The organism is Microcystis sp. M44BS1 (genome assembly GCF_020244875.1).
GTDB lineage: Bacteria > Cyanobacteriota > Cyanobacteriia > Cyanobacteriales > Microcystaceae > Microcystis > Microcystis panniformis.
The window spans coordinates 1-20,797 of sequence record NZ_JADBVM010000066.1 but is presented as its reverse complement, the minus strand read 5'-3'; the positions used below and the strand labels follow the sequence as shown (position 1 = coordinate 20,797).

At 41.6% G+C, this 20,797-nt stretch carries 18 protein-coding genes and 5 pseudogenes; 7 read left to right on the top strand and 16 right to left on the bottom strand.

The window, feature by feature from the left end:
* Positions 1-138 precede the first annotated feature (138 nt).
* A pseudogene (locus IM515_RS04155) lies at positions 139-390 on the top strand (Uma2 family endonuclease); the annotation flags it as partial.
* Positions 391-419: 29 nt separating this feature from the next.
* Here the strand turns inward: IM515_RS04155 and IM515_RS04150 are convergent.
* From IM515_RS04150 to IM515_RS26085, 3 genes and pseudogenes are all read right to left on the bottom strand, one after another.
* The gene (locus IM515_RS04150) at positions 420-647 is read right to left on the bottom strand and encodes a DNA-directed RNA polymerase subunit omega (RefSeq protein WP_002761217.1); all 228 of its coding nucleotides are present in this window, start codon (positions 645-647) and stop codon (positions 420-422) included.
* A 210-nt stretch (positions 648-857) separates the two neighbouring features.
* Positions 858-1,898 (bottom strand): annotated as a pseudogene (locus IM515_RS04145) (RNA-guided endonuclease InsQ/TnpB family protein).
* A gap of 9 nt (positions 1,899-1,907) precedes the next feature.
* Entirely contained in the window at positions 1,908-2,102 is a 195-nt protein-coding gene (locus tag IM515_RS26085) for a helix-turn-helix domain-containing protein (RefSeq protein WP_502846583.1), read from the bottom strand.
* A gap of 142 nt (positions 2,103-2,244) precedes the next feature.
* Between IM515_RS26085 and IM515_RS04140 the strand changes: the two are divergent.
* From IM515_RS04140 to IM515_RS04125, 4 genes and pseudogenes are all read left to right on the top strand, one after another.
* Positions 2,245-2,439: pseudogene (locus IM515_RS04140) on the top strand (photosystem II q(b) protein); the annotation flags it as partial.
* A gap of 164 nt (positions 2,440-2,603) precedes the next feature.
* Complete coding sequence (locus tag IM515_RS04135) at positions 2,604-2,759, top strand: hypothetical protein (RefSeq protein WP_287632736.1); 156 nt, start codon at positions 2,604-2,606, stop codon at positions 2,757-2,759.
* 709 nt (positions 2,760-3,468) lie between these two features.
* Positions 3,469-4,914 (top strand): Ig-like domain-containing domain, encoded by a 1,446-nt coding sequence (locus IM515_RS04130; RefSeq protein WP_287629955.1) that lies wholly within the window; start codon positions 3,469-3,471, stop codon positions 4,912-4,914.
* A gap of 125 nt (positions 4,915-5,039) precedes the next feature.
* Complete coding sequence (locus IM515_RS04125; RefSeq protein ID WP_287629954.1) at positions 5,040-7,277, top strand: FUSC family protein; 2,238 nt, start codon at positions 5,040-5,042, stop codon at positions 7,275-7,277.
* Positions 7,278-7,306: 29 nt separating this feature from the next.
* Here the strand turns inward: IM515_RS04125 and IM515_RS04120 are convergent, their stop codons facing one another.
* The 6 genes from IM515_RS04120 to IM515_RS04095 all read right to left on the bottom strand — a co-directional run bounded on the left by IM515_RS04120 (position 7,307) and on the right by IM515_RS04095 (position 12,899).
* Complete coding sequence (locus tag IM515_RS04120) at positions 7,307-9,379, bottom strand: AAA family ATPase (protein WP_287629953.1); 2,073 nt, start codon at positions 9,377-9,379, stop codon at positions 7,307-7,309.
* Positions 9,380-9,472: 93 nt separating this feature from the next.
* Complete coding sequence (locus tag IM515_RS04115; protein WP_002740601.1) at positions 9,473-9,649, bottom strand: hypothetical protein; 177 nt, start codon at positions 9,647-9,649, stop codon at positions 9,473-9,475.
* Positions 9,650-9,750: 101 nt separating this feature from the next.
* A complete protein-coding gene (leuD, locus tag IM515_RS04110) occupies positions 9,751-10,341 on the bottom strand; it encodes a 3-isopropylmalate dehydratase small subunit (RefSeq protein WP_287629952.1) in 591 nt (196 codons plus the stop codon).
* A gap of 113 nt (positions 10,342-10,454) precedes the next feature.
* Complete coding sequence (gene cobU, locus IM515_RS04105; protein WP_002790159.1) at positions 10,455-11,006, bottom strand: bifunctional adenosylcobinamide kinase/adenosylcobinamide-phosphate guanylyltransferase; 552 nt, start codon at positions 11,004-11,006, stop codon at positions 10,455-10,457.
* A gap of 48 nt (positions 11,007-11,054) precedes the next feature.
* Positions 11,055-11,432 carry a phosphomannose isomerase type II C-terminal cupin domain gene (locus IM515_RS04100; protein WP_002766029.1) on the bottom strand — a complete coding sequence of 126 codons (378 nt, stop codon included), beginning with the start codon at positions 11,430-11,432 and terminating at the stop codon, positions 11,055-11,057.
* Positions 11,433-11,615: 183 nt separating this feature from the next.
* A complete protein-coding gene (locus IM515_RS04095; protein ID WP_287629950.1) occupies positions 11,616-12,899 on the bottom strand; it encodes a flotillin family protein in 1,284 nt (427 codons plus the stop codon).
* Positions 12,900-13,161: 262 nt separating this feature from the next.
* Here IM515_RS04095 and IM515_RS04090 point away from each other — a divergent pair.
* Positions 13,162-13,254, top strand: a pseudogene (locus tag IM515_RS04090) (PEP-CTERM sorting domain-containing protein); the annotation flags it as partial.
* Between the two features lie 58 nt (positions 13,255-13,312).
* Here IM515_RS04090 and IM515_RS04085 read toward each other — a convergent pair.
* The 3 genes from IM515_RS04085 to IM515_RS04075 form a co-directional block, all read right to left on the bottom strand.
* Positions 13,313-14,149, bottom strand: coding sequence for a Uma2 family endonuclease (locus tag IM515_RS04085; RefSeq protein WP_287629949.1), 837 nt, complete (start codon positions 14,147-14,149; stop codon positions 13,313-13,315).
* Positions 14,150-14,430: 281 nt separating this feature from the next.
* Positions 14,431-14,793 carry a helix-turn-helix domain-containing transcriptional regulator gene (locus IM515_RS04080; protein ID WP_002740608.1) on the bottom strand — a complete coding sequence of 121 codons (363 nt, stop codon included), beginning with the start codon at positions 14,791-14,793 and terminating at the stop codon, positions 14,431-14,433.
* On the bottom strand, positions 14,780-15,124 hold the full coding sequence (locus IM515_RS04075; protein WP_002755652.1) for a type II toxin-antitoxin system RelE/ParE family toxin: 345 nt from the start codon (positions 15,122-15,124) through the stop codon (positions 14,780-14,782). The genes IM515_RS04080 and IM515_RS04075 overlap by 14 nt, the downstream gene beginning before the upstream one ends.
* Before the next feature lie 248 nt (positions 15,125-15,372).
* Between IM515_RS04075 and IM515_RS04070 the strand changes: the two genes are divergently transcribed.
* Positions 15,373-16,887, top strand: a complete 1,515-nt coding sequence (locus IM515_RS04070) for a SagB/ThcOx family dehydrogenase (RefSeq protein WP_002790153.1) — start codon at positions 15,373-15,375, stop codon at positions 16,885-16,887.
* Positions 16,888-16,978: 91 nt separating this feature from the next.
* On the opposite strand, the gene IM515_RS04065 is transcribed toward IM515_RS04070, so the two are convergent.
* The 4 genes and pseudogenes from IM515_RS04065 to dndE all read right to left on the bottom strand — a co-directional run bounded on the left by IM515_RS04065 (position 16,979) and on the right by dndE (position 20,784).
* Positions 16,979-17,896 carry a TauD/TfdA dioxygenase family protein gene (locus tag IM515_RS04065; RefSeq protein WP_287629948.1) on the bottom strand — a complete coding sequence of 306 codons (918 nt, stop codon included), beginning with the start codon at positions 17,894-17,896 and terminating at the stop codon, positions 16,979-16,981.
* Positions 17,893-18,654, bottom strand: coding sequence for a class I SAM-dependent methyltransferase (locus tag IM515_RS04060; RefSeq protein WP_287629947.1), 762 nt, complete (start codon positions 18,652-18,654; stop codon positions 17,893-17,895). The genes IM515_RS04065 and IM515_RS04060 overlap by 4 nt, the downstream gene beginning before the upstream one ends.
* 26 nt (positions 18,655-18,680) lie before the next feature.
* Positions 18,681-20,191 (bottom strand): annotated as a pseudogene (locus IM515_RS04055) (cupin domain-containing protein).
* Between the two features lie 194 nt (positions 20,192-20,385).
* Positions 20,386-20,784: a DNA sulfur modification protein DndE gene (gene dndE, locus IM515_RS04050; RefSeq protein WP_002735106.1), complete on the bottom strand. Its 399-nt coding sequence runs from the start codon at positions 20,782-20,784 to the stop codon at positions 20,386-20,388.
* Positions 20,785-20,797 lie beyond the last annotated feature (13 nt).

The window sequence follows — 20,797 nt, the reverse complement described above, 5'->3', positions numbered from 1 at the left end:
TTAGCAAATAGAGAGAATTCTTGTCCATTAAGAAATGTTACAAATTACATGGGTACATTAAGAAATGTTAAGGGGTGCATCCATTGATGGATAAGGGTTTTCTGCTATTGTGGTATATATGTATGGGGGAAGTTCAGGTATTGGTATGATCAATCGGGAAATCGCTATTTAACCGCAGAGGAAAGGGCAATGAATGCGGAAGCGATCGCCGCTCAAGAACGTTTGAATGCCCAACAAGAACGTTTGAATGCCCAACAAGAACGTTTGGCTAAACAGGCAGCCGAAGCGATCGCCGAGCAAGAACGTTTCGCCAAACAGGAAGCGGAACAAAAAGCCCAACGACTAGCGGAAAGACTAAGAGATCTGGGTATCAACCCCGATGAAATGTAGGGGTGGGGTTCCTCGGCAATTTTAGGGGATTAATCGCGTAATAATTCCGGTTCGGTTAATTCGTCGGTCATTTCCATCAGGGCCCGTTGGACGGGTTTAATCATCGGGTCATCGATATTTTCTACGGTATCGTAGCGGACGCGTTTGGCCCGTCTAGCGACTTGCACGACGATCGAGTAACGATTGCTGGCCGCATTCATCAGTTTATCGGTGAGATAAATCATCTCGGAGGAGTCGAATTTAAACCGTTTGGACATAGTTATATTTAGCCTTCTCTGGTGAATTTGGCACTTGTCACTGATAATAGGTTAGTGATCAGTTTTATTACTCAATCCACCTTACCACATTTTGTCCACCCTAAGGATAGGGTTATCCTTGATCTCGATCGGATTTTGTCAACTACTTTTTACAAAACTTAAATCAATTTTATACAAGTTTAAAAATATACAAATAAAGAGTTGACATCCTCACCGCCATGGCCGGACGGTGATGACCGGCAGATCAAACAAGCTTAATTGAATGATCTTCGGCTGGGTTGACGCTTCACAGGATACTGCTTCTTTAACAGAAGTCTTACGCTGTCCGACCCGTCCGTTTTTTGAGGTCTCCGATTGCCCACCAGCGACCTTGATATTAATTGCTGCGTTTACATCCCTATCATGGAAAGTCCCACAGAAAAGACATTCCCACTCGCGGATATTTAACGCCTTTTTCCCGCCAATATTCCCACAACAGGAACATCGCTGAGACGTTGGCTCCCATCGGGAAATTATCCGAAAATTACGCCCATATTTATCAGATTTTGCTGATAGCATATCTCGAAAAGAACGCCATCCTAAGTCTGATATAGTACGGGATAAATTCCGATTTTTAACCATTCCTGATGTGTTTAAATCCTCTAAAACTATCGTTTGATTTTCACGAACAACTCTAGGGGATAGTTTATGCAAGAAATCAGTGCGAGTGTCTTTAATCTTTGCATGAATTTTAGCTACTGGTTTTCTGGCTTTTTCCCGTCGTTTACTTCCTTTTTGTTTTCTAGAAAGGTTTTTCTGTGCCTTTCTTAGTCATTTTAATCGTTTCTTTAACGGTTTTGGTGCGTTGATCTTTTCCCCTGTTGAAAGAGTCGCAAAAGTAGCAATCCCTAGATCGATCCCTACAGTTTGCTCGTTATCTGGCAAAGTTTCGGGACGAATCTCGACAACGAAACTGAGAAAATAGCGATCCGCTGCGTCTTTAATCACGGTGACGCTAGAAGGTTTAGAGGGTAATGGACGGCTCCAAACGACTTTTAAATCACCGATTTTTGCCAAAGTAACGTGGTGTTGATTAACGGTAAAACCATTATCGGTAAATCTGGCTGATTGTTGAGATTTACGTTTTTTAAATTTAGGAGGTTTTACTTTTTTTCCTTTTCTTTCTCCCTTACAAGATGCAAAAAAGTTAGAGTAAGCAGTCTCTAAGTCTCTTAAGGACTGTTGTAAAGGAATAGAAGAAACCTCAGTCAGCCACTATTTTTATTCTGTTTTTTTTATCTGAGTTAGTCTTCCAGACAACTCTGTATATTTTTGCTTTTTCTCTCCTTGTTGATAGAGTTCTTGGCAGTAAGCTAAGGTATTATTACAGACGACACGCACACACCCGAACAACTGAGACAAAAGCTTTTTTTGTTGGTCTGTTGGGTAAAGGCGATATTGATACCTTGCTTTCATCGTTGGCTTAAAATGTGTCTGTCTGTACTCTATTTTAACTAGGTCTATCAATAATGTCAATTCGGTCAGTAATCAGTAATCAGTAAAAAGACAGTAAGAAACTTCTATTTAATACTGCACACTTAAAAACTCACATCTGATAACTGATAAACGTCTCTATATAGGTTGGTTCGGTGTCATCCTGAGTCCGACGATCTTAACCGCTACCATCTGCTATATTATCGCCTTTATTGCCGCTCCTCCCGTGGATATCGACGGTATTCGCGAGCCGGTTTCTGACTCCTTACTCTACGCTCATAACTTCCCCCTCGATTTAGCTTCTGGTGATGCTATCCCCATGGACTTGACAGCGCAGGCGATCGATGTTTAAAAATAAACAGATGCTGGATCCCCATCCAACATCCGCATTCTAACTCTGCACACATTTTGCTAAGTCCTCATGATAAGTTAAAAAACGCTTCCTTTTTGGGGGCGTTTTTATTTATTCGATTGAAAAAACCGATGATAATCATTACTAAAGCTGATAAGAAAGGAGGAAGTGGGGTGTGGGGTGTGGGGTGTGACCCCCCCAACCCCCCCGACATCGGGGGGGCAGGGGGGGTGTGGGGTGTGGGGGTGTGGGGTGTGGGGTGTGGGGTGTGGGGAGAAAAAAGCTGACTCCTGACTCCTGACTCCTGTCTCCTGTCTCCTGAATCCTGAATCCTGAATCCTGACTCCTGACTCCTAACCCAATGGTAGATGTGGGATTTTTGCAGGAGTTCTATTTTCCGACAAAGATAAGTAAAAATTATTTATTGACCGTAAAAACTTGAGAATATTTAAATTAACATTCCGCAATATTTATAAATTCTTAAGAATTAATTGAGAAAGATTATTATTTAACAACGATGTTATGCTGGTTACAGCGATTTGATAGAATTTCATAGTGGGTTATTCTGTGCTTTTTTGGGCAGCAATGGTTGAAACCCTTGCCACACCTAGAAGGTAATCCTAATTAAAACGGGTAAATCAGTCAATTTCACCCACAACGATGATCTTTTTTTTATGTAGTTTTGTTGCAAAAAAAAAGTTTTTTTGACAAAAAGCACAAAATGTGATATGTAACCAACGTATTTCTGGTTGCGAGTAATTATTGTAGAGGGGGGAGATGGGAGAATAAATAAAAGCAATCTCCTGACGACCGACGACCGACTACTGATAACAAGGGCCGAATCTCAGACCTAATTGGTTAAGCTAAAAGCTTTGATGTGCTTAGTTTCTAACCTTCTTTTTAGGTAGGAGAATTGTCAGATTCTGTCTTTTGCACGAGTGCCTGTTGCCTCTTGCCTTCAGAAGCTGATAACTGATAACTGATAACTGATAACTGATGAAAAGATTAGCTTGGTTCGATCGCTTAGTGTTAGCGAGTATTTTGGCTTTAATTGCCGCAATATCGTCGATTTTGATGCAAGGAAATCAAGTCCCTACGCGAGGGGAGAATTTTAGCTGGCAAGGGCGAAAAATCGGCGTTAGGGACAATTATTTTACTTTAAGTTTTAATCGGCCGATTGACCGTTCCGATATAGAAACCAGCTTGGCGATCAATCCTCCCTTACCGGGTAAAATTAGCTGGGCCGGAGATCGCTTGACCTATACTTTGACGGAATTGCCCATCTACGGCAAAAAATATCAAGTAAAGTTACCTATTGCTCAAGGTGAGGACTTTATCGGCGAATTTTACAGCCACGATCGAGCTTTTGCCTATATTGGGGTCAACCAAGAGGAAAGAGGCCGTTTAATCGTCTGTAATATCATTCAGGGGCCAAATAAGGTCACAGAACTGAAAAAAACCATCCTTACCCCTGGGGATCTGGTGGTCACGGATTTTCAAATCTATCCGAGGGGGGATAGAATTTTATTCTCGGCCTTCGATCGCTCTGACTTAGGACGGGATACCCCAAAACAGCAACTTTACACAATTACCACGGGGTTAAATCATGACGAAAATAGTCAAAATTTGCCCAGTGGTCGTATAGAAAGGTTTTTAGATGCAAAAACCTATCAAAATCTGCGCTTTAATCTCTCAGATAACGGCAAAACCCTAATCGTGCAGAGAATTAATCATGGGAATCCGGGGGATGCCAGTTTATGGGTAATCAGCGATGATGGACAATCGCGACCGTTAGGAATACAAGGGGATAATTTTTTACTATCTCCCGACGGTAAAAAAGCGGTTGTCAGTCAAACGGGAGGGGTAGCGGTGATTCCTTTGGATGTCCAAGGGGGAAAACCGCAATTTTTGCCCACCTACGAGAAAATCCTCGCTTTTTCCCGGGATGGTCGCCAGAAATTAATAGTGAAATCAGAACCGGATAATCAGCGATCGCTATTTCTGCTCAACGATCGGGGAGAGTCAAGACTACTATTAAGAACAGCTAATCCGATTATTAGCTGTGAATTTGAACCGCGACAGGAAAAAACCCTTTACTGTCTAAAAAGCGATCTGGTTATGAGCAGCGATGGCAAGGTGAAAGAAGAACCATTTTTAGCAATTATTGAGCTAAAAACGGGTAAAATGATCCCCTTGCTGTCCTTACCTAATTATCGTGATGTGCAGATGAGTATGTCTCCCGATGGCGTGGCTTTATTATTTGATCAGTTAGCAACCATACCCTTTGGAGTCGGAAATGATTTAGTCACTGGGGAGGGGTCGAGCATTGCCGATGGTCGTCTCTGGTTATTACCGCTTCCTGATCAATTCAGTCCCAATAGCATCCCGAAAATTTTACCTCAAGAACTCAACGCTGGTTTTAAACCCCGTTGGCTGCCCTAATACAGCAGAATTAAGGAGTCAGGAGTCAGGAGACAGGAGAGAAATCTTTCCCTAATCAGGTGACTCGGAGAATACTGACTCCCGAAAACGAAAACCTCATACCTCACCATTAAGATAAGTGCTATATGCTACTTCAGCGATTTGGTTTTTTATTGCGTCCTAGTGGCGATATCGAGATCGAGCGGGGGATTCGGACTTTATTAGCCATCACAGTGCCGATTATTATCGGTGATATTTTAGATCGGTCAGAAGTGGGGTTAATGGTCGGTTTAGCGGCTCAAACCTTGATTTTAGCCGATGTGGGGGGACTTTACTGCCTGAGAGCGAAAACCCTAGTCGCTACGACTATCGGGATGGCTCTAGCTTTGATTATCGGCACATTAGCCAGTGCTTGGCTAGGATTGACCGTAGTGATAGTTTTTTGCGGGTTGTTTATAGCGGGTTATTTGACGGTTTACGGGGAAAATGGGGCGTTAGCTGGGGTAGTAATTAGTTTATTGCTGCTTTTGGCCGTTTCTTTGCCATCGGGAGATATGGTCGTCGCTTTACAACGGGCCGGAATCGCTGTTTTGGGGGGGGGATGGACAATTTTTTTGGCCCTGTTTATCTGGCCTTTTCGTCCTAATCAGCCTTTACGTCAGGTAACGGCGGAAAATTTTCAGGGTATCGCCATCTATCTCCGTTCTTTGCCTTTACACTCTTGTTCTAATGCTCATGAGGAGCCATATTTTGACCAAATTCGCCAACTGTTGCTCCGTTCGCGGAAAACTGTCACCTTGACGCGTCGGGGACGTTGGGGAAAGAATGAGCTGCGGGAATTGTTAATCGTCTTGATTGAAGATAGCGATCGCATTAACACCAGCTTAATTGCGCTGCGAGAATTGCTTCATCTTCATCCCTTGCCACAACTGACCACGGTGGGTATTTTATTAGAAGATATTCTCGTGCAAGTGGCGGAAATTAGCGAAGATATTGCCGGGTTAATTTTGGGTAGAAATAAACGACCGGATTGTGAGCGCTTGCAGCTATTACTCAAGGCGATCGAGCAACAAAAAAACCTGCAAGCTAAAGTTTTAGAAAATGCTCAGGACGATTATAGCAGTTATGTGGCAATTTCCCAATTAAATAATCGTTTAAAAAAATTATTTAAACAGCTAAAAATAGCCAGTGAAACAGCGCAACATTTGCGGCAAAGTGAGGAATTTTCAGATAAAAAAAATCCCTGGCAGCGGAACTTTGAAGGGATAGAAAAAGAGTACGGTCAAGAAAAAGCTTGGTGGGAACCATTAAAATCTAATTTTAATCTAGACTCGCCCCTATTTCGTCATGGTTTACGCTTGGGTTTGGGAAGTGCGCTAGGAGTGTTGATCTACAATAAGCTAGGAATTACCCATAGTTTTTGGATTGGTTTAACCTTAGTTATTGTGTTAAAACCAGATTTTAGCTTGACTTTTCAACGCTTTTTTAATCGGGTGTTTGGCACGATTTTAGGCTCGTTTTTTGTTTTGGCACTGTTGCGAATTATAGATAATCCGCTCTGGTTAGAGATTATTGGGGTTATTTCTATAGCGATCGCTTTAACTTTGGTGCGATTTCACTATAGTTTGGCAGTATTTTTTATCACAATTTTTGCTTTAATTATCAGTCGTCTCGATACCAGCAATGACGGGATTAATTTAGAGTATATCAGAATAGTTTATACTTTAATCGGTAGTGCTTTAGCTTTTGCACTTTCCTTTGGTTTTTTACGGTTTAATGAAGATGAACGTTTTTCCCTCGCTGCCATTAAAGCATTAGAAGCTAATCAAATATATTTTCAGTCAGTTATGGCAGTTTATTTAGGAGAATCATCCTATCAAACTGCAAGTTTATCTTCCCATCGCAATAAAGCTCGACGAGCAAATACAAATATGCAAACGGCCCTACAACGATTAATTGATGATCCTAGCACACCTTTTCCACAAATGGAACCGGCAATCACTTTAAGTAATTATATTCCTCGTTTTGGTCGCGGGGTGACAGTTTTATTGACGGAATTGGAACAATATCGCGGTAGTCCTCCCCATCCTAATCTGAGTCTGTTCACGCAACAAATAACCCAAGCTTTGACGCAATTAACCCAAGCTTTGCAAGCAAATAATCCTCCTTCTCCCTTACCTCCCCTCGAAGATACTTTAGAAAATATCCTCGATCATTTGCAAGAATTGCGAGAGGAAAGGTTAGTGGAAATTGGCAATCAAAAAGAGGGAACTAATCTCCAAAAATATTTAGGGGATTATAATATTGTCACCACGGAACTTGTGGAATTATCCAGTCGTGTTGGGGTAATGAACACAGCAATTGATCGTTTTATTAGAAGTTAAAATTTAGTTATAACAACAGAATTTAGCAGTCAAGAGGAAAATCGATTAACTTCGATAATTTCCGTATATTCAAAATTATTAGGACTGCGTTTCACCAGAGAATAATCAACACCATGAAGATTAATTAAGTCCTCTTGACAATCTGCTTTCGGAGAATTATAAACTAACACATATTCTTTACCAATATAGGGAGAAATCTCGGTTTCTACTTCTCCTCTCCATTGAGTTTTTGTCACTAAAACAATTAACTGATTGGCTAATTTAGGAATAGCGATCGCAACTTGCCGACGATAGATATGATCAAGACTACCAAAAGGGGAATCCATCACCAGAGGAAAAGTGCTGCTATCAATTCCCATCAAAGTATTTTTCTGACTCCATTCTCGCACTCGATCAATAATTCCCCCGATAAAAGATAAACTGAGAATCTGATTTTCTCCGGTGGAAGCTGCCACGGGAATGGCAAATCCTGTGGTATTTTCTAATAGTCTTACCTCGTAATCGGGACTAATACGGGGAATATAGGGAGTAAAAGAAATTGAGTTAAAGATTTCCTGTACCCGTTTTTCTAAGGACAAACGAAACTGATTTTCTAATCTCTGTCTTACCTCACTAATGCGATTAATTGCCTCTTGAGTCGCTAAAATACGTCGTTGTCCTAAATTATATTTTTCCTCTTTTTGTTGCTGTTTTTGTACCTGTTTTTGCAGGGATTCTAACTCTTTTTCATAGATATCTAGTTGATTTTTATTGCTACCCTGTTCCAAGCGTAAATCTTTTAGGGAATCCTCGATCGCATCTAAGCGAGATTGCAGATTTTTAATATCTTCATCAGGATAATGGCGAAATTTATCCCGCACTTCATCTAATTCTGATTCTACTAAAGATAATTCTAAGCGCCATTGGTGAATATTAGCTTGATAATTATCCACTTCTTGCCAAAAATCTAAGACTTTTTTATCCATGTCTTTGACTGTGGAAGATAAGCGAATGGCTGCTTCTTCTACATCGGCCATTCCTGCTTTATTCATCCAGTCTTGTACCTGTAAATAAGCTTGGCTATTTTCCTGTAATTCCTGGCCACAAATACATTTTTTCCGCTCTAATAATTGTTGGACAAATTGCTGTTTAATACCACTGGGTAGTTCCCCTTGTTGTCGTAGGCGATCGATTAATTGCTGAAAGTTTTGATTAATTTCTTTTAAAAAGACTTGATAAGCTTGCTGAGAAATTAATTTCTTTAATTTATCCTTAGTTCTGACTAAATCTTGCCGCAGATTTCTTTCCTGTTGTTCTAATTTTTCTTTTAACTGTTTTAATTCCTCGGCACCACTTAACTCTAATAAGCGATTAGTCACGGCTTTTTTTAATTCTTCTTGCTGGGATAAATGGCTAATAATATCTTGCTGACGCTGCTTTAATTTCTCGAAATCCTGCTCAATTTTACTTTCCTGTTTTAATAACTTTTTTAAATCCGATTCTCCTAAATCTTTAAGCTCATCTTGTAAAGATTTTTTGGCTTTTTTTAAATGCTCGATCGCTCGATCTAATACTTTAACTCCCAATAATTCCTTTGTATCCTCGGCGATTTTACCTTGGCTACTACTACGAAATTGATGATCGATATATTCCCCATCAAAAAAGAAATAACGGTGTAAACTTTCTGGTAAAATTTGATTAATAATATCCTCCGCTGGTTGATTGGGTGTGTACCAATTGCCATCATCACCAGCGTAGAGCATATATAAACTATTTGAACCGTATTTAATTTTACTATTTACATCTTGGTAGGCGAAAAATTTTCGTTTTACCTGATAGCGTTTATTTTCATGTTCAAAGTTTACTTCTGCGGAACATTCTATGGAGGTTCCCGTTGTTACTTCGGTAATTGCCCGTTTATTAACTAATAACTCTGGTTCGGCAAAAGCTGCTGTAAATTTTTCATAAAGTACCCAGGTACAAGCATTTAAAATTGTTGTTTTTCCTGCCCCATTATTGCCATAAATTACCGTCGTATTGCGAGAACTCGCCGCTAAATGTATCTCAGGAGTCTTACCGTAAAATTGTCGAAAATTACATAACTTTATTGATAGTAGTTTCATATTTATATAGAGGGGATGATGGGGAAGTTTTTTCAGTGAACAGTAAACAGTAAACAGTAAACAGTGAACTGATAACTGATAACTGATAACTGATTATTGAATTACTTCTTTAATAATTGTTAAAACATCATCATTGATATTGCGAGGATTGCGCTGGTATAACTTATCTCTTTCCAATTTTAAAACTCGATCGATGATTTTTCGCACATCTTCGGGAGCGTTTAAAATCGGTTCTTGGATATTTTGGAGATTATTATCAGAATTAGTCATAGGGCAGATTTTTTAATATTTACAGCCGCGGCATCTCCAACAAAATCCCTGCCGGGGTACGTTAATCTATTACTAACGCACCCTCAGCCTAGATTGTTTCTCTAGACGAAACTTAAATAGGGTAACTTTTGTGCGGTAGATTGAATTAGATCGAGATTTTGTAAAAGCTGTCCGCAGGTATCCCAACCCCCTTCTATTAACATCTGTCGGGAACCTTCATTCATAGAGACGGTAGCGACAAAATCCCCCCATTCCACCGTCATGGTTGGCAAAGAAAGATCGACGGGAATTTCGGGATTAGCTGCAATTAAATCCTGTAAATGTGCGATGGTTTTAGCCTCAGCAGTGACACAGGGAACCCCATTAGCGATACAATTGCCAAAAAATATTTCGGCGAAACTTTCCCCGATAATTGCTTGAATTCCCCAACGTAAAATCGCTTGCGGTGCGTGTTCCCGAGAAGAACCACAACCAAAATTACCATTAACTACCAGAATTTTCGCTCCTTGGTACTGGGGTAGATCGAAAGGATGACTTCCCTGTAAAGCCGCTCGATCATCGGCGAACACTTGTTCTCCTAAACCTTCAAAGGTGATACAACGCAAAAAACGAGCCGGAATAATGCGATCGGTGTCAATATCGTTGCCTCGCAAGGGTAAAGCTCGTCCGGAGATGGTTTTAACTTGACTCATGATCTTTTTCTAACTTTTACTAGCAGTGACAAAAAAAGTGGTTGCATCTTGTCATACCCCCTGATCGGTGGCATTTTTCTCGATTTCTCGGCGATAATTGTTGCTCATCTTCTCTACTGCCCAATTATCGACAAAGATTGACCCAATTGACTTAAATTAAGAGCATGGCCGCCGGTAACTAGATAAACTGCGTCTGCTATTGTGCCAATTCTACGACAGAGATCGCCTAAACGATCGCGAAACAGACGACCGAGGGGATAAGCGGGAACCACACCCCAACCAGTTTCTTCCGCTACCAGAATAACATCAACCGCCGCGTTTTTGAGGGAATACAAGAATCGATCGCTGATTTCTAACCATTCAGCTGCCGACATTTCTAAACAATTGGCTACCCAAGTACCGAGGGAATCGATCAATAAACAGTGAGAAAATGGGCTATTATCAATAGTTTCGCTTAATTGTCGGGGAATTTCTTGGGTTTGCCATTGGGGGGAACGTCGCTGCCGGTGTTTTTCAATGCGATCGCACCATTCTTGATCTTTTTCATCCACCGAGGAGGTGGCGATATAAATAACGGGTTTTTGGCTGATTTTGGCTAAATATTCAGCCCATTCACTTTTTCCAGAACGGGCAGCCCCTGTAACTAGGATAATTTTTTCATCCACGATCGAGATTTTGGCAAATAACTAAAGTATATAGGGGAGAAAGCTGTCCTATTCTGCATCATCCAAACGGTGAATATCATCATCTCCTAAATATTCGCCATTTTGTACCTCGATCATCACCAGAGGAATAGAACCGGGGTTTTCCACCCGATGACGGGTATTCATGGGAACGTATGTAGATTCTTTTTGTTTGAGGAGAGTTTCTTTTTCATCACAGATTACCCGCGCTGTACCGGAGACGACAATCCAGTGTTCACTGCGATGGTAGTGCATTTGGGTACTCATGTGATGGCCGGGTTTAATGACAATGCGATTGATGCGATACCGGGGACCTTCCTCCAATACCGTCACTGTTCCCCAGGGGGGAGTCCGCGTCATTTCTAGGTCTTGGGGATAAGGGGAGGGATCATTAATTAAGTCATCCATGGTGGTGGTCTCCAAACTTGATTAACATTCTAGTGGACAATCTCTGGTTTGCAGCTATTAGCTAAAGGTGTGTGGGGTGTGGGGTGTGGGGTGTGGGGTAATGGGGTGATGGGGAGAATAAATAAAATAATCTATTGAATCCTGTCTCGGAGTCTCCTGTCTCGGAGTCTCCTGATCACTGATTCAAGAGGGCAATTGTTTAAAATCAAAATTTGTGTCTTTTCCCTTGACAGATGGCTCGGTTTGTGCTATACGATTAGCCATTTGTACCAGATCCACCCCGGTAGCTTGCCGCAATTGTTCAGCAAAGGCAGTAATTTTGGGGACAAGATTACCATCACCCCCGTCCACTACCGTCACCGTTTGCACCTGCACTTCTGGGACACTAGCGGCCATTAATTTCAGCAATAACTCCAATTTTTGGTATAAAAAGATGTTTTTAGCGTTATTTCCCGCTCCTTGCCAAGAGGCCGCTAATTTTTTGGTTCCTTCCGCTTGCGCTTTCCCCTGTTCGATAATTTTGGCTGCTTCCCCCCGGGCTTTTGCGATCGCTTGTTGACATTCCGCTGCCGCCGGGGCGATCACATCTGCTTGTAATTGCTGTTTCACCTGCTTAATTCGGGCAGTTTGTACCGCCACTTCTGCCTGTACTTTAGCTAAATCGGACATAACCACCGATTCTACCTCAGCAATCATGGCACCGCGCTTAGTTTGAGTGTCGCGCACCCGTTTTTCTGCGTCAGCTTTGGCTATTTCTAAATCTTTTTGGATACGACGCAAAGCGGTTAGGCGTAGATTCTCGGAATCCTTGATAATCGATGTTTTTCGGGCTTTTGCTTCGGCTATCCGGGCATCTCTCTGTAATTCGGCTTTTTGCTTCCGTCCGATCGAATCCAGATAACGCACCTCATCGGAAATATTCTGGATCTGCAAACTATCCAAAACTAAACCCAATTTTTCCAGATCCTGTTCCGCTTCTTCTAGGAGACTTTTAGCGAAAGCAATCTGATCGGAGTTCGCTTGTTCTGGGGTTAAATTCGCCAAGACACCGCGCAAATTCCCTTCGAGGGTTTCTTTAGCCAATTGTTCAATTTCCTTGCGTTTCTTGCCCAATAAACGCTCGATCGCATTATGAATAATCGGTTCTTCCCCAGCAATTTTAATATTCGCCACCCCGGTGACGATCAACGGCACACCGCCCTTAGAATAGGCATTAACCACCCTGAGATCGATGATCATGTTGGTCAAGTCCATTCGATACACTTGTTCTAGCATAGGTAAACGAATACTGCTGCCCCCTTTTACCAAACGATAACCGATGGTTTTGCCCGTGGCTGTGGGACGACGACTACCGGCAAAAATTAAAACTTCACTCGGTTGACAGATATGGTAATAGTTACGGATGACTAATAAACCCGCACCTGTCCCTAAACCGAAAACTCCCAGTAAAACAGCGATAATTTCCATAGATTTTATTACGGTCGATGCTCGGATCAAATTAACTAAATTGTATCCGTCAATTTCCAACTTTGACAGACCAGTAGTCTAGTAGGGTGTAGGTACATCGAAAATTAAAATAAGTAATGATAGAGTAAAATCCCCTAGTTTTATCTTGACTTCAATCAAATTGGAGCTAAAATCTACACATAACTTTATTCGTAGAGCAAATTATTCGATGTATGAATAATCTCAAAAAATCTCTCGGCATTTGTTGACCGTCGCTTCTTCTGCTGTGGGTGTCCCTGAACCTACGAGTGTTCTTAGTTATATCCCACTGGGCGGTTTAATGCTAGGGGGTGCTGTCCGCAAAGCGAGAAAATAATGTCCCAGAGAGAGGAGGCGCGGGTTTCCTCTCTCTTTTTTGGGGGGTTTTCGAGCCTTCAGGCTTCAGTATCTATCCCTAATTCCCGCAATCGTGCCGCTAGTTGTTCTGCTCGTTGTTTCGCCGCAGAAGCCTCTTGTTTAGCCGCAGAAGCCTCTTGTTTCGCCGCAGAAGCCTCTTGTTTCGCCGCAGAAGCCTCTTGTTTCGCCGCAATTAACTCCTCATCGGCAAGAGGAATCAACTCTCCCTCCAGCGTCAACCAGCGCAACCATAGCCGCTCAATCCCCCGATAGGAACCTTGCCACAAACCCAAGCTCAATTCCAGTGGAGGAATCGGTAAGCGTCCCTCCACTAAAGCTACGGGTTGGTAATAACCACCTACCAGTTCAAACGCTTGAAGTTGGTTAGTATAGCGACTGAAAACCACATAGTAGGGAATCCGCAGAATCTGTTCATAAACTGTCCACTTAGTTGGCGGTTCCCCGGGTTGGCGTAGTTCTTGTCCTAAATCTTGATTTTCCGTACCTGGAGACAATAATTCCACCACAATCGTCGGGGAAACCCCTTCCTGCCAAATCACATAGCTTAAGCGCAGGTCATGGCCATCGTAGAGACGAGGAACACCAACCACCCCAAACCAATCGGGACGCTTGTACCATTGAGGGTGTCTGACATTGTAGTAAAGGTTGAGGTCAGCGGCACTAAAAACTAGGTCTGGTTCCCAGTTGGGAGGCTGGAAAGTCAGCAGTAATAACTGAGGTTGTAATAGGTGAAATTCGTCAGGCAAACCGGGTTCCAGTGGATTGTCGCTAGGTAAATCATACATCGTCGGCAAGGATTGCCGGGGGGAAAGGGGAGGGTCAGATTGGGGAATGGTGAAGCTAGGTGTCGTCATTTCAGTTATCAGTTATCAGTTATCAGTTATCAGTTACCACTCAGACCTCTCAAACATTGTAGTTTTGTAGGTTGGGTTGAGGAACGAAACCCAACAGCCAACCGCCAAATCTGTCTGAATCGGCGATCGCTATTTTGACTCTCTCGTTTGTTGGGTTTCCTTGCGTCAACCCAACCTAGAATAATTGCTATACATATACAATTATCAATAGTAATGATAGAATAAAATCCGTGAAATATTGTTGGACTATCAATTTGTAATCAAAAAACCCAAACTACAAACTACACTGTAATCTTGATTGAACTAACAGCGTCATTTTCATGATTTATTTCTGGCATTTTTGGAGCGATCTTTATCGTTAATTTCAATCCTAAAGCTTGAAGCCAAGAGGTTAGTTGATTCATGGCTTCAGGTGCAGGTTTTTGCATTATTTCTTCCAATTGCTGCGCCTGAATTTTGATTTGTTCTGGTGTTAGATTTTGAGGTCCAAGGGCTTCTAGGACGTGATTGAACGCAAGTCTGAGTAATTCTGATTCAAATCCATATTCATCTCCCTCGAGATGAGTTTCCAGATAAACTGCTGCATAATGGGAATCTTTAAGAGATTCGATCAGGGAATCATGATAACTATCACTGACTGGCATTTTCTCGGCTCCTATAGTCTTGCCAATATTTTTGAGCTATTTCAATGTCTTTAGCTTGCGTTTTTTTATCTCCTCCACACAGGAGTAAGATAATCGTTGTTCCGATTTGTCCAAAGTAAACGCGATAACCAGAACCATAGTCTATTCGTAGTTCATAAACTCCTGCTCCTACTGATTTATAATCCCCTAAGTTACCTAAATTAACCCGGTTTAGGCGTTGAGCAATTTTAGTTTTAGCCTTAATATCCCGCAAAGAATCGAGCCATTGGGCAAAGGGAACTTTGCCGTCACTGGTAACATAACGTCGAATTTCTCTGGGTTGAGCCGCCATGGAATAATTATAGCAGTTATACTATTTTTCTAAAGTAATGGCAGATATGGTTAATTACCCTCACCCCCAACCCCCCACCCCCCTTATCAAGGGTAGGGTTGATTCATAAATCAACCCTACCCGACATCGTAGAGCAGGGGGGGTGGGAGAGGGGAGTATTTAGAAAACGGGTTTCTTTCAGAAACCCGTTTTCTAGGGGTGGGAGTATGTCAAACTAAAAAGTAAAGCTTAGACAGCCTATCTTTATCATGCCAGATCAGCCAATCTCGATCGCCCAATACTACCACGAGCGGACCAAATACGACCCCCAGACGATCGCCTCAAAAAGTAAAGGTCTTGATTGGAGTCAACAACCCTATCCCTTCAAAGAATACAAAATCGGTCAGACTTTCGATCTCAAACCCTACCTCTCCCGTCAAATAGTTCCCCAAAAAGGAGACTTTTGGCGACGTATATCGCGAATTTTGGGTTGTAGCTATGGTTTAACTGCCAAAATCGCTACTATGGGTAGTCCCTTGTACCTACGTTCCGCACCCTCTGCCGGTGGATTATACCCCGCCGAGGTCTATCTGATCTCCCGTGGTACGGAATTTTTACCCGCCGGTCTCTACAGTTATCAAGGTCAAAGTCACTCGCTGCTTTTATTCTGGGAAAGTGATGTCTGGACGAACCTGCAATCTGCTTGTTTCTGGAATCCTGTTTTAGAAAATACCGATATCGCTTTAGTTACCAGTGCCATTTTTTATCGATCCGCTTGGCGCTACGAGGATCGAGCTTATCGGCGTATTTTCCTCGATACGGGGCATTTATTGGGCAATATTGAGCTATCAGCCTCGATTAATGACTATCGCGCTCATTTAATCGGTGGTTTTAACGATAGCCAGATGAATGAATTGCTTTATCTTGACTCCGAGAAAGAAAGTGTCATGACGGTGATTCCTTTGGCAGATCTGCTCAATATCCGGCAAAATCTCCCCCCTAGTACCACGGCACTCCCTTCGGCAACCACGACTCTTTATCCCAAAATTGCCGAGGGAGAATTATTAAACTCTCTACACCGAGCGACTATCATAGCCACAGATGAGAAGATAGAAGCAAATGTTACCCCCTCTAATTGGGAAGATAAATATAATTTTCCTTTTTGTCTAAAAGTTTCGGTGACATCCCGTCCCGTCAATTGGGGGGAAGATTTAATCGATCTGGAAAGTACGATGCTTAAACGCAGATCTACCCGCGCTTATAGTGGTGCTAGTCTCAGTTTAGACGAATTGCGAGCCTTGCTGCATTTTACCTATCAACCCCAAGATTATGCCAACCAAAATCTCGATCCCAATCCCGATTATTTTGATCTAGATTTATTGGAAACTTTTATCGCTGTTTCGGCAGTAACCGGATTAGAGGAAGGCTGTTATTATTATGCTCCTAAAGCTCAAGAATTGCGGCAAATTCGCTTTAAAAATTTCCGGCAAGAGTTACATTATCTCTGTTTAGGTCAGGATTTGGGACGGGATGCGGCTGCTGTGGTTTTTCATACGGCGGATCTGTCAAAAGCAGTGGCTAAATACGGCGATCGAGTTTATCGTTATCTTCATGCAGATGCGGGTCATTTGGGACAGAGATTAAATTTAGCGGCTATTCATCTGGGGTTAGGGGTTAGTGGTATCGGTGGTTTTTTTGATGATCAAGTTAATGAAGTGTTAGGAATTCCCTCCGATGAAGCAGTTATCTATATCACTACTTTAGGCCGACCGAAGGTTTTTTAGGGTGATGAAGCACTAAAGGGGTGACAAGGAGGTTGAGGTCATAGTAATCTGTACCTTGACAGATGCACTTTCTCGCTGGGACGTATTTTGTTTAAAGGTTAATCCAACTACGCACCATTTGTCGAGGGTTTCCTGAATTTTTAAAAGCGGTTCTATTGTGGCATAAAAAGCGATTATTAACGTAAAATACATCACCTTTTTTCATTTTGAAGCGGACTGTATTTTCCGGTTCTGAAAAAAAGTTGTCGATGATGTCAAGTGTTTTTGTGATAGCTTCCGGTTGCGCTATTTCTAGTTTGGAGTAAGCGACTTCAATCCAGTACCGCATATAACGAAAAACCAGACCCCGAGAATCGGCTGAGAATAAGGGGAAATTATTATTTTGAATAGCTTCTTGAGAATTAATCTCTCCCGGTGTAATCACATCCCGCGCCAAAGGTTCGTAGAGACAGGGAACTAGATCTGTATGGTTTTGCCAGAAATATTGATACAAATTGGCGGCGTTTACTACCAGGGAATCTCCTCCCTCATCCGCGGCAGCAAGACAGAGTAAGCCAACAATATCAGGGAAGTAGTTTTTGTCTGTACTATCGGTATGATAGCCAGTTTCTGCATTCGTCATCGAAACGGGTATAGCTTCTTTAGTGTAATCCATTCCTCGATCGATTACATCAAAAAAATAGCCATAGCGGTGGTTTAGCAGTCCAAAAACACGAGAAATAAAAGCATAAATTAATCGCATTTCCGTTTCTGTTAATGCTGGTTCTAATCGGAAAACAATTATTCCGGGTTCTAGGAGCAATTTCTCACGAAACGGCAGGAAAAAGTCAAGATTTTTATTAACTGTTTCCCGTCCTATTTCGTTGGGTTTTTCAAGCCATCTCTGATTGCTTGTTTTCAGTAAATCCAAGACTAATGATTTGGGTAAACTAAAAAATAGTTGAGAAGGGTCGGGCAATTTTTTCCAAATCAGTAATGAAATATTAGGATCGGAAATTGGTATAATCATTTTTGAATCTTGAAGGCAACGTGAAGGGGAAGGTCAATAAGCGGAGTAAAAAATTCTGGGTCTAGTTCTAAATGTTTCTGATTAATTTTTAGTTCATAAACTTCTGGCATTTTTGTGAATGCTGCTAAACGAAGAGATGTGAAGTAATCTTCCATAGTTTTATGAACACATTGCACGGCGACGGCTTTTCTATCTCTACGCCAAATCTCACCGGGGAATAATTGATCGCGTCCGGAAAAATAGCCAGCTTTCGGTGTAAAATAAAACGGAAACTTATCTTTTTTCAGAAAAGGTAAAGAGGGATGGGGGACGGCGAACAGGAAATATCCACCCAACTTTAAAAGTTGGTAGGCTTTTTGCATCGTGCTAATAGTTTCTGAAACATTTAAGTAGTTGAACAGGAACATAGCCAGAACTAAATCGTATTGTTCGGACTCAGTAACCGCCAAATCACGAATATCACGAGTTTCATAAGAAGCATTAGTAATCTGATACTCGTTTTTTTGAATTAAGGCCTGCTCGATCATTTGCGATGAAATATCAATCCCATGAACATATTGAGCGCCTCGGTTAATTAACTCTCTTCCTACATAACCTTCCCCACAGCCTAGATCTAATATATTCTTGTTGACAATCGGTTCACATAAATCAATGACAAACGGACGCGCGGAGTAATCAGAAAGCAAAATCGGTTCTACTCGTTTCCAGTCTGCTGCGCTTTCGTCGTAAAGTTTTTTGGTTTCTTGTGTTGCTTTCATACCTATCTAACGGGATAAAATTTGCACTAATTTTGTTTTAGTCTAGCACTGTGTAAGTAATTACCCATGAAACTTTTGCCAGTTAATCCGAAATCAGCTATCGCCAGAAAAATTAGCTCTTCTTCTCCAAGTTTACAGATTGATGCACACACCAACGGGGAATAACAGCAAAAGTACCCGGTTCGACTTCGTTTTCGTATTGATCAACAATAACTTTTCCTTGACCCTGAAGAAATACAAATACGGTTTCATGTGCGTGTTTGTGCATTTCATTCGCCTTTCCTGGCTTGACTATAACTAGGCGTGCATCTAAAACTTCTAGAGCAAATGGCAGGCGAAATACGTTAAAATCAATATTGAGTTTATCGACCTTATTGTTGTATAAAGCTTCTAAGTTGCTGGCGCTGATTGTTGAAATAAGCTCTTTACCTTCTTGGACATAAGTTAAGCTTTTTTGTTCATTAATTTTTTCGGTCAATGCTCCCAGTCGCAGCGTTTGAAAATCATGGTAAAGTTGTGATGCAAGCCTTAATATTGTTGGAGAGCATTGGCATTCACCAGATGGATCCACAAGCCAATCTAACAAGTTCAGAACTTCTTCCCTGTGCTTTTCCCTTTGCATCCCGTATAGCAAAAGTAAACTCAATCCGGGTAGTAGTTTTTCCACTGGAACAGTAGATAAGTCTTCTGTCAATCCAATACGCACATCATTGATTTGATGCAATAAAAGTTCCTGTTCCTGATTAGACAGCTTTTTGCTTTTAATCATTTTAGTGAAAAGCGTAACAATCTTGAGTTGGTCTGATGATGTCAAAGATTTATCTAGCGCCAACGCACGTTCATACATATTGTCCCAGTAAGCAGCACGTAGATTTAAGGCTTTTAACATTCCTTTGCGTAATTCCAGAACAGCCTGTTCGCTTTCACTGGCTAATTCCTTAGCAATCTCAACTAAAGTCAAGCTGTGTTCATCCTCCACTTCTGTATGTAAAGGAAAAAATACATATTGCTGCAAGGATAATGATGTATGGTTTTTAATCGCTTCAATAATGTGTTTGTAGATAAATTTAACCACAGATTCAGTCCCTAAACCTATGGCTCCAATAGCTTCGAGTGAACTTCCATTCTGGAGCAGCGATAAGAATGATTCACGCCAGATTTCTACTTCAACACAAGGCGTTTGCCTGCTATCTACTCCCATAGCTTCTTGAAAACGCTTGAATAACTGTGGGTGAGGGATTTCCTGTACCCACTCATCCTTAATACCTAATTTACGGATTGCTTCCAGATCTTGATCGTGTAGATGTCCGTTTTCTTCAGCTAAGTTCTTGAGCAGGTGATTTCGATGAGTGGGATTTTCTAGCTTTGATATTACTGCTGTTAAATAACGGGAAAACCAGTCACTATAAGCTCCGTATTGACTGGCAAAGTCTTTGAGAACTTCATCAGTATGTTGAAATTCTCCTTTTTCTAAAGCAAGTAAATAGGGGTGATTAATTGCTCGATGGCTTAGTGCTTCCTTGATTAAATTTTCCATTTTTTCTCATTCCTCGATAGCCGCCCCTTTTTAAATACTATCACAAAATTGGCCAATTGTCGATAGCGGTTGAGATGCGCTCACCCTGGGTTAAATATAGCCAGGCTGACAGTTTTCCGCGGGTTATCCCAGAAGGATTAAGAATAAACCACAGAGGCACAAAGAACACAGAGGGGAAGATAGAGTGTTCTTGTTTAAGATTCTCTGAGATTTTCCCTCTCTAATTCGATTAAATTATCGATTTTTTTTAGCTTGGCATCCCCAGCAAGATAACCGATCCCGCGATGTAAATGTAAGCGAAATTGTTGAGTTAGAGTTTCTTTATCGGTTCCTAATCCGTCTTGATGACAACGTTGTTTGAGGGCAATTAAGAAAATATCGGCCATTTCTCCCCCGAATACTTTCCAAGATAATTCTACATTGCTATCGGCAGGAATGGGAACGGGAGAGGGGAGACTCGGTTCAGCAAGGGAACGACAAAAAGCCCAACGACAGAGGATATTCCATTGGTCAATTTTGGTGTAGCGTTTTAATTTTATGAGGCTATCTTTGGCGGTTTGAGATAGTCGAAAACGTTCGATCGGTGATTCCATAATCTATAATTTT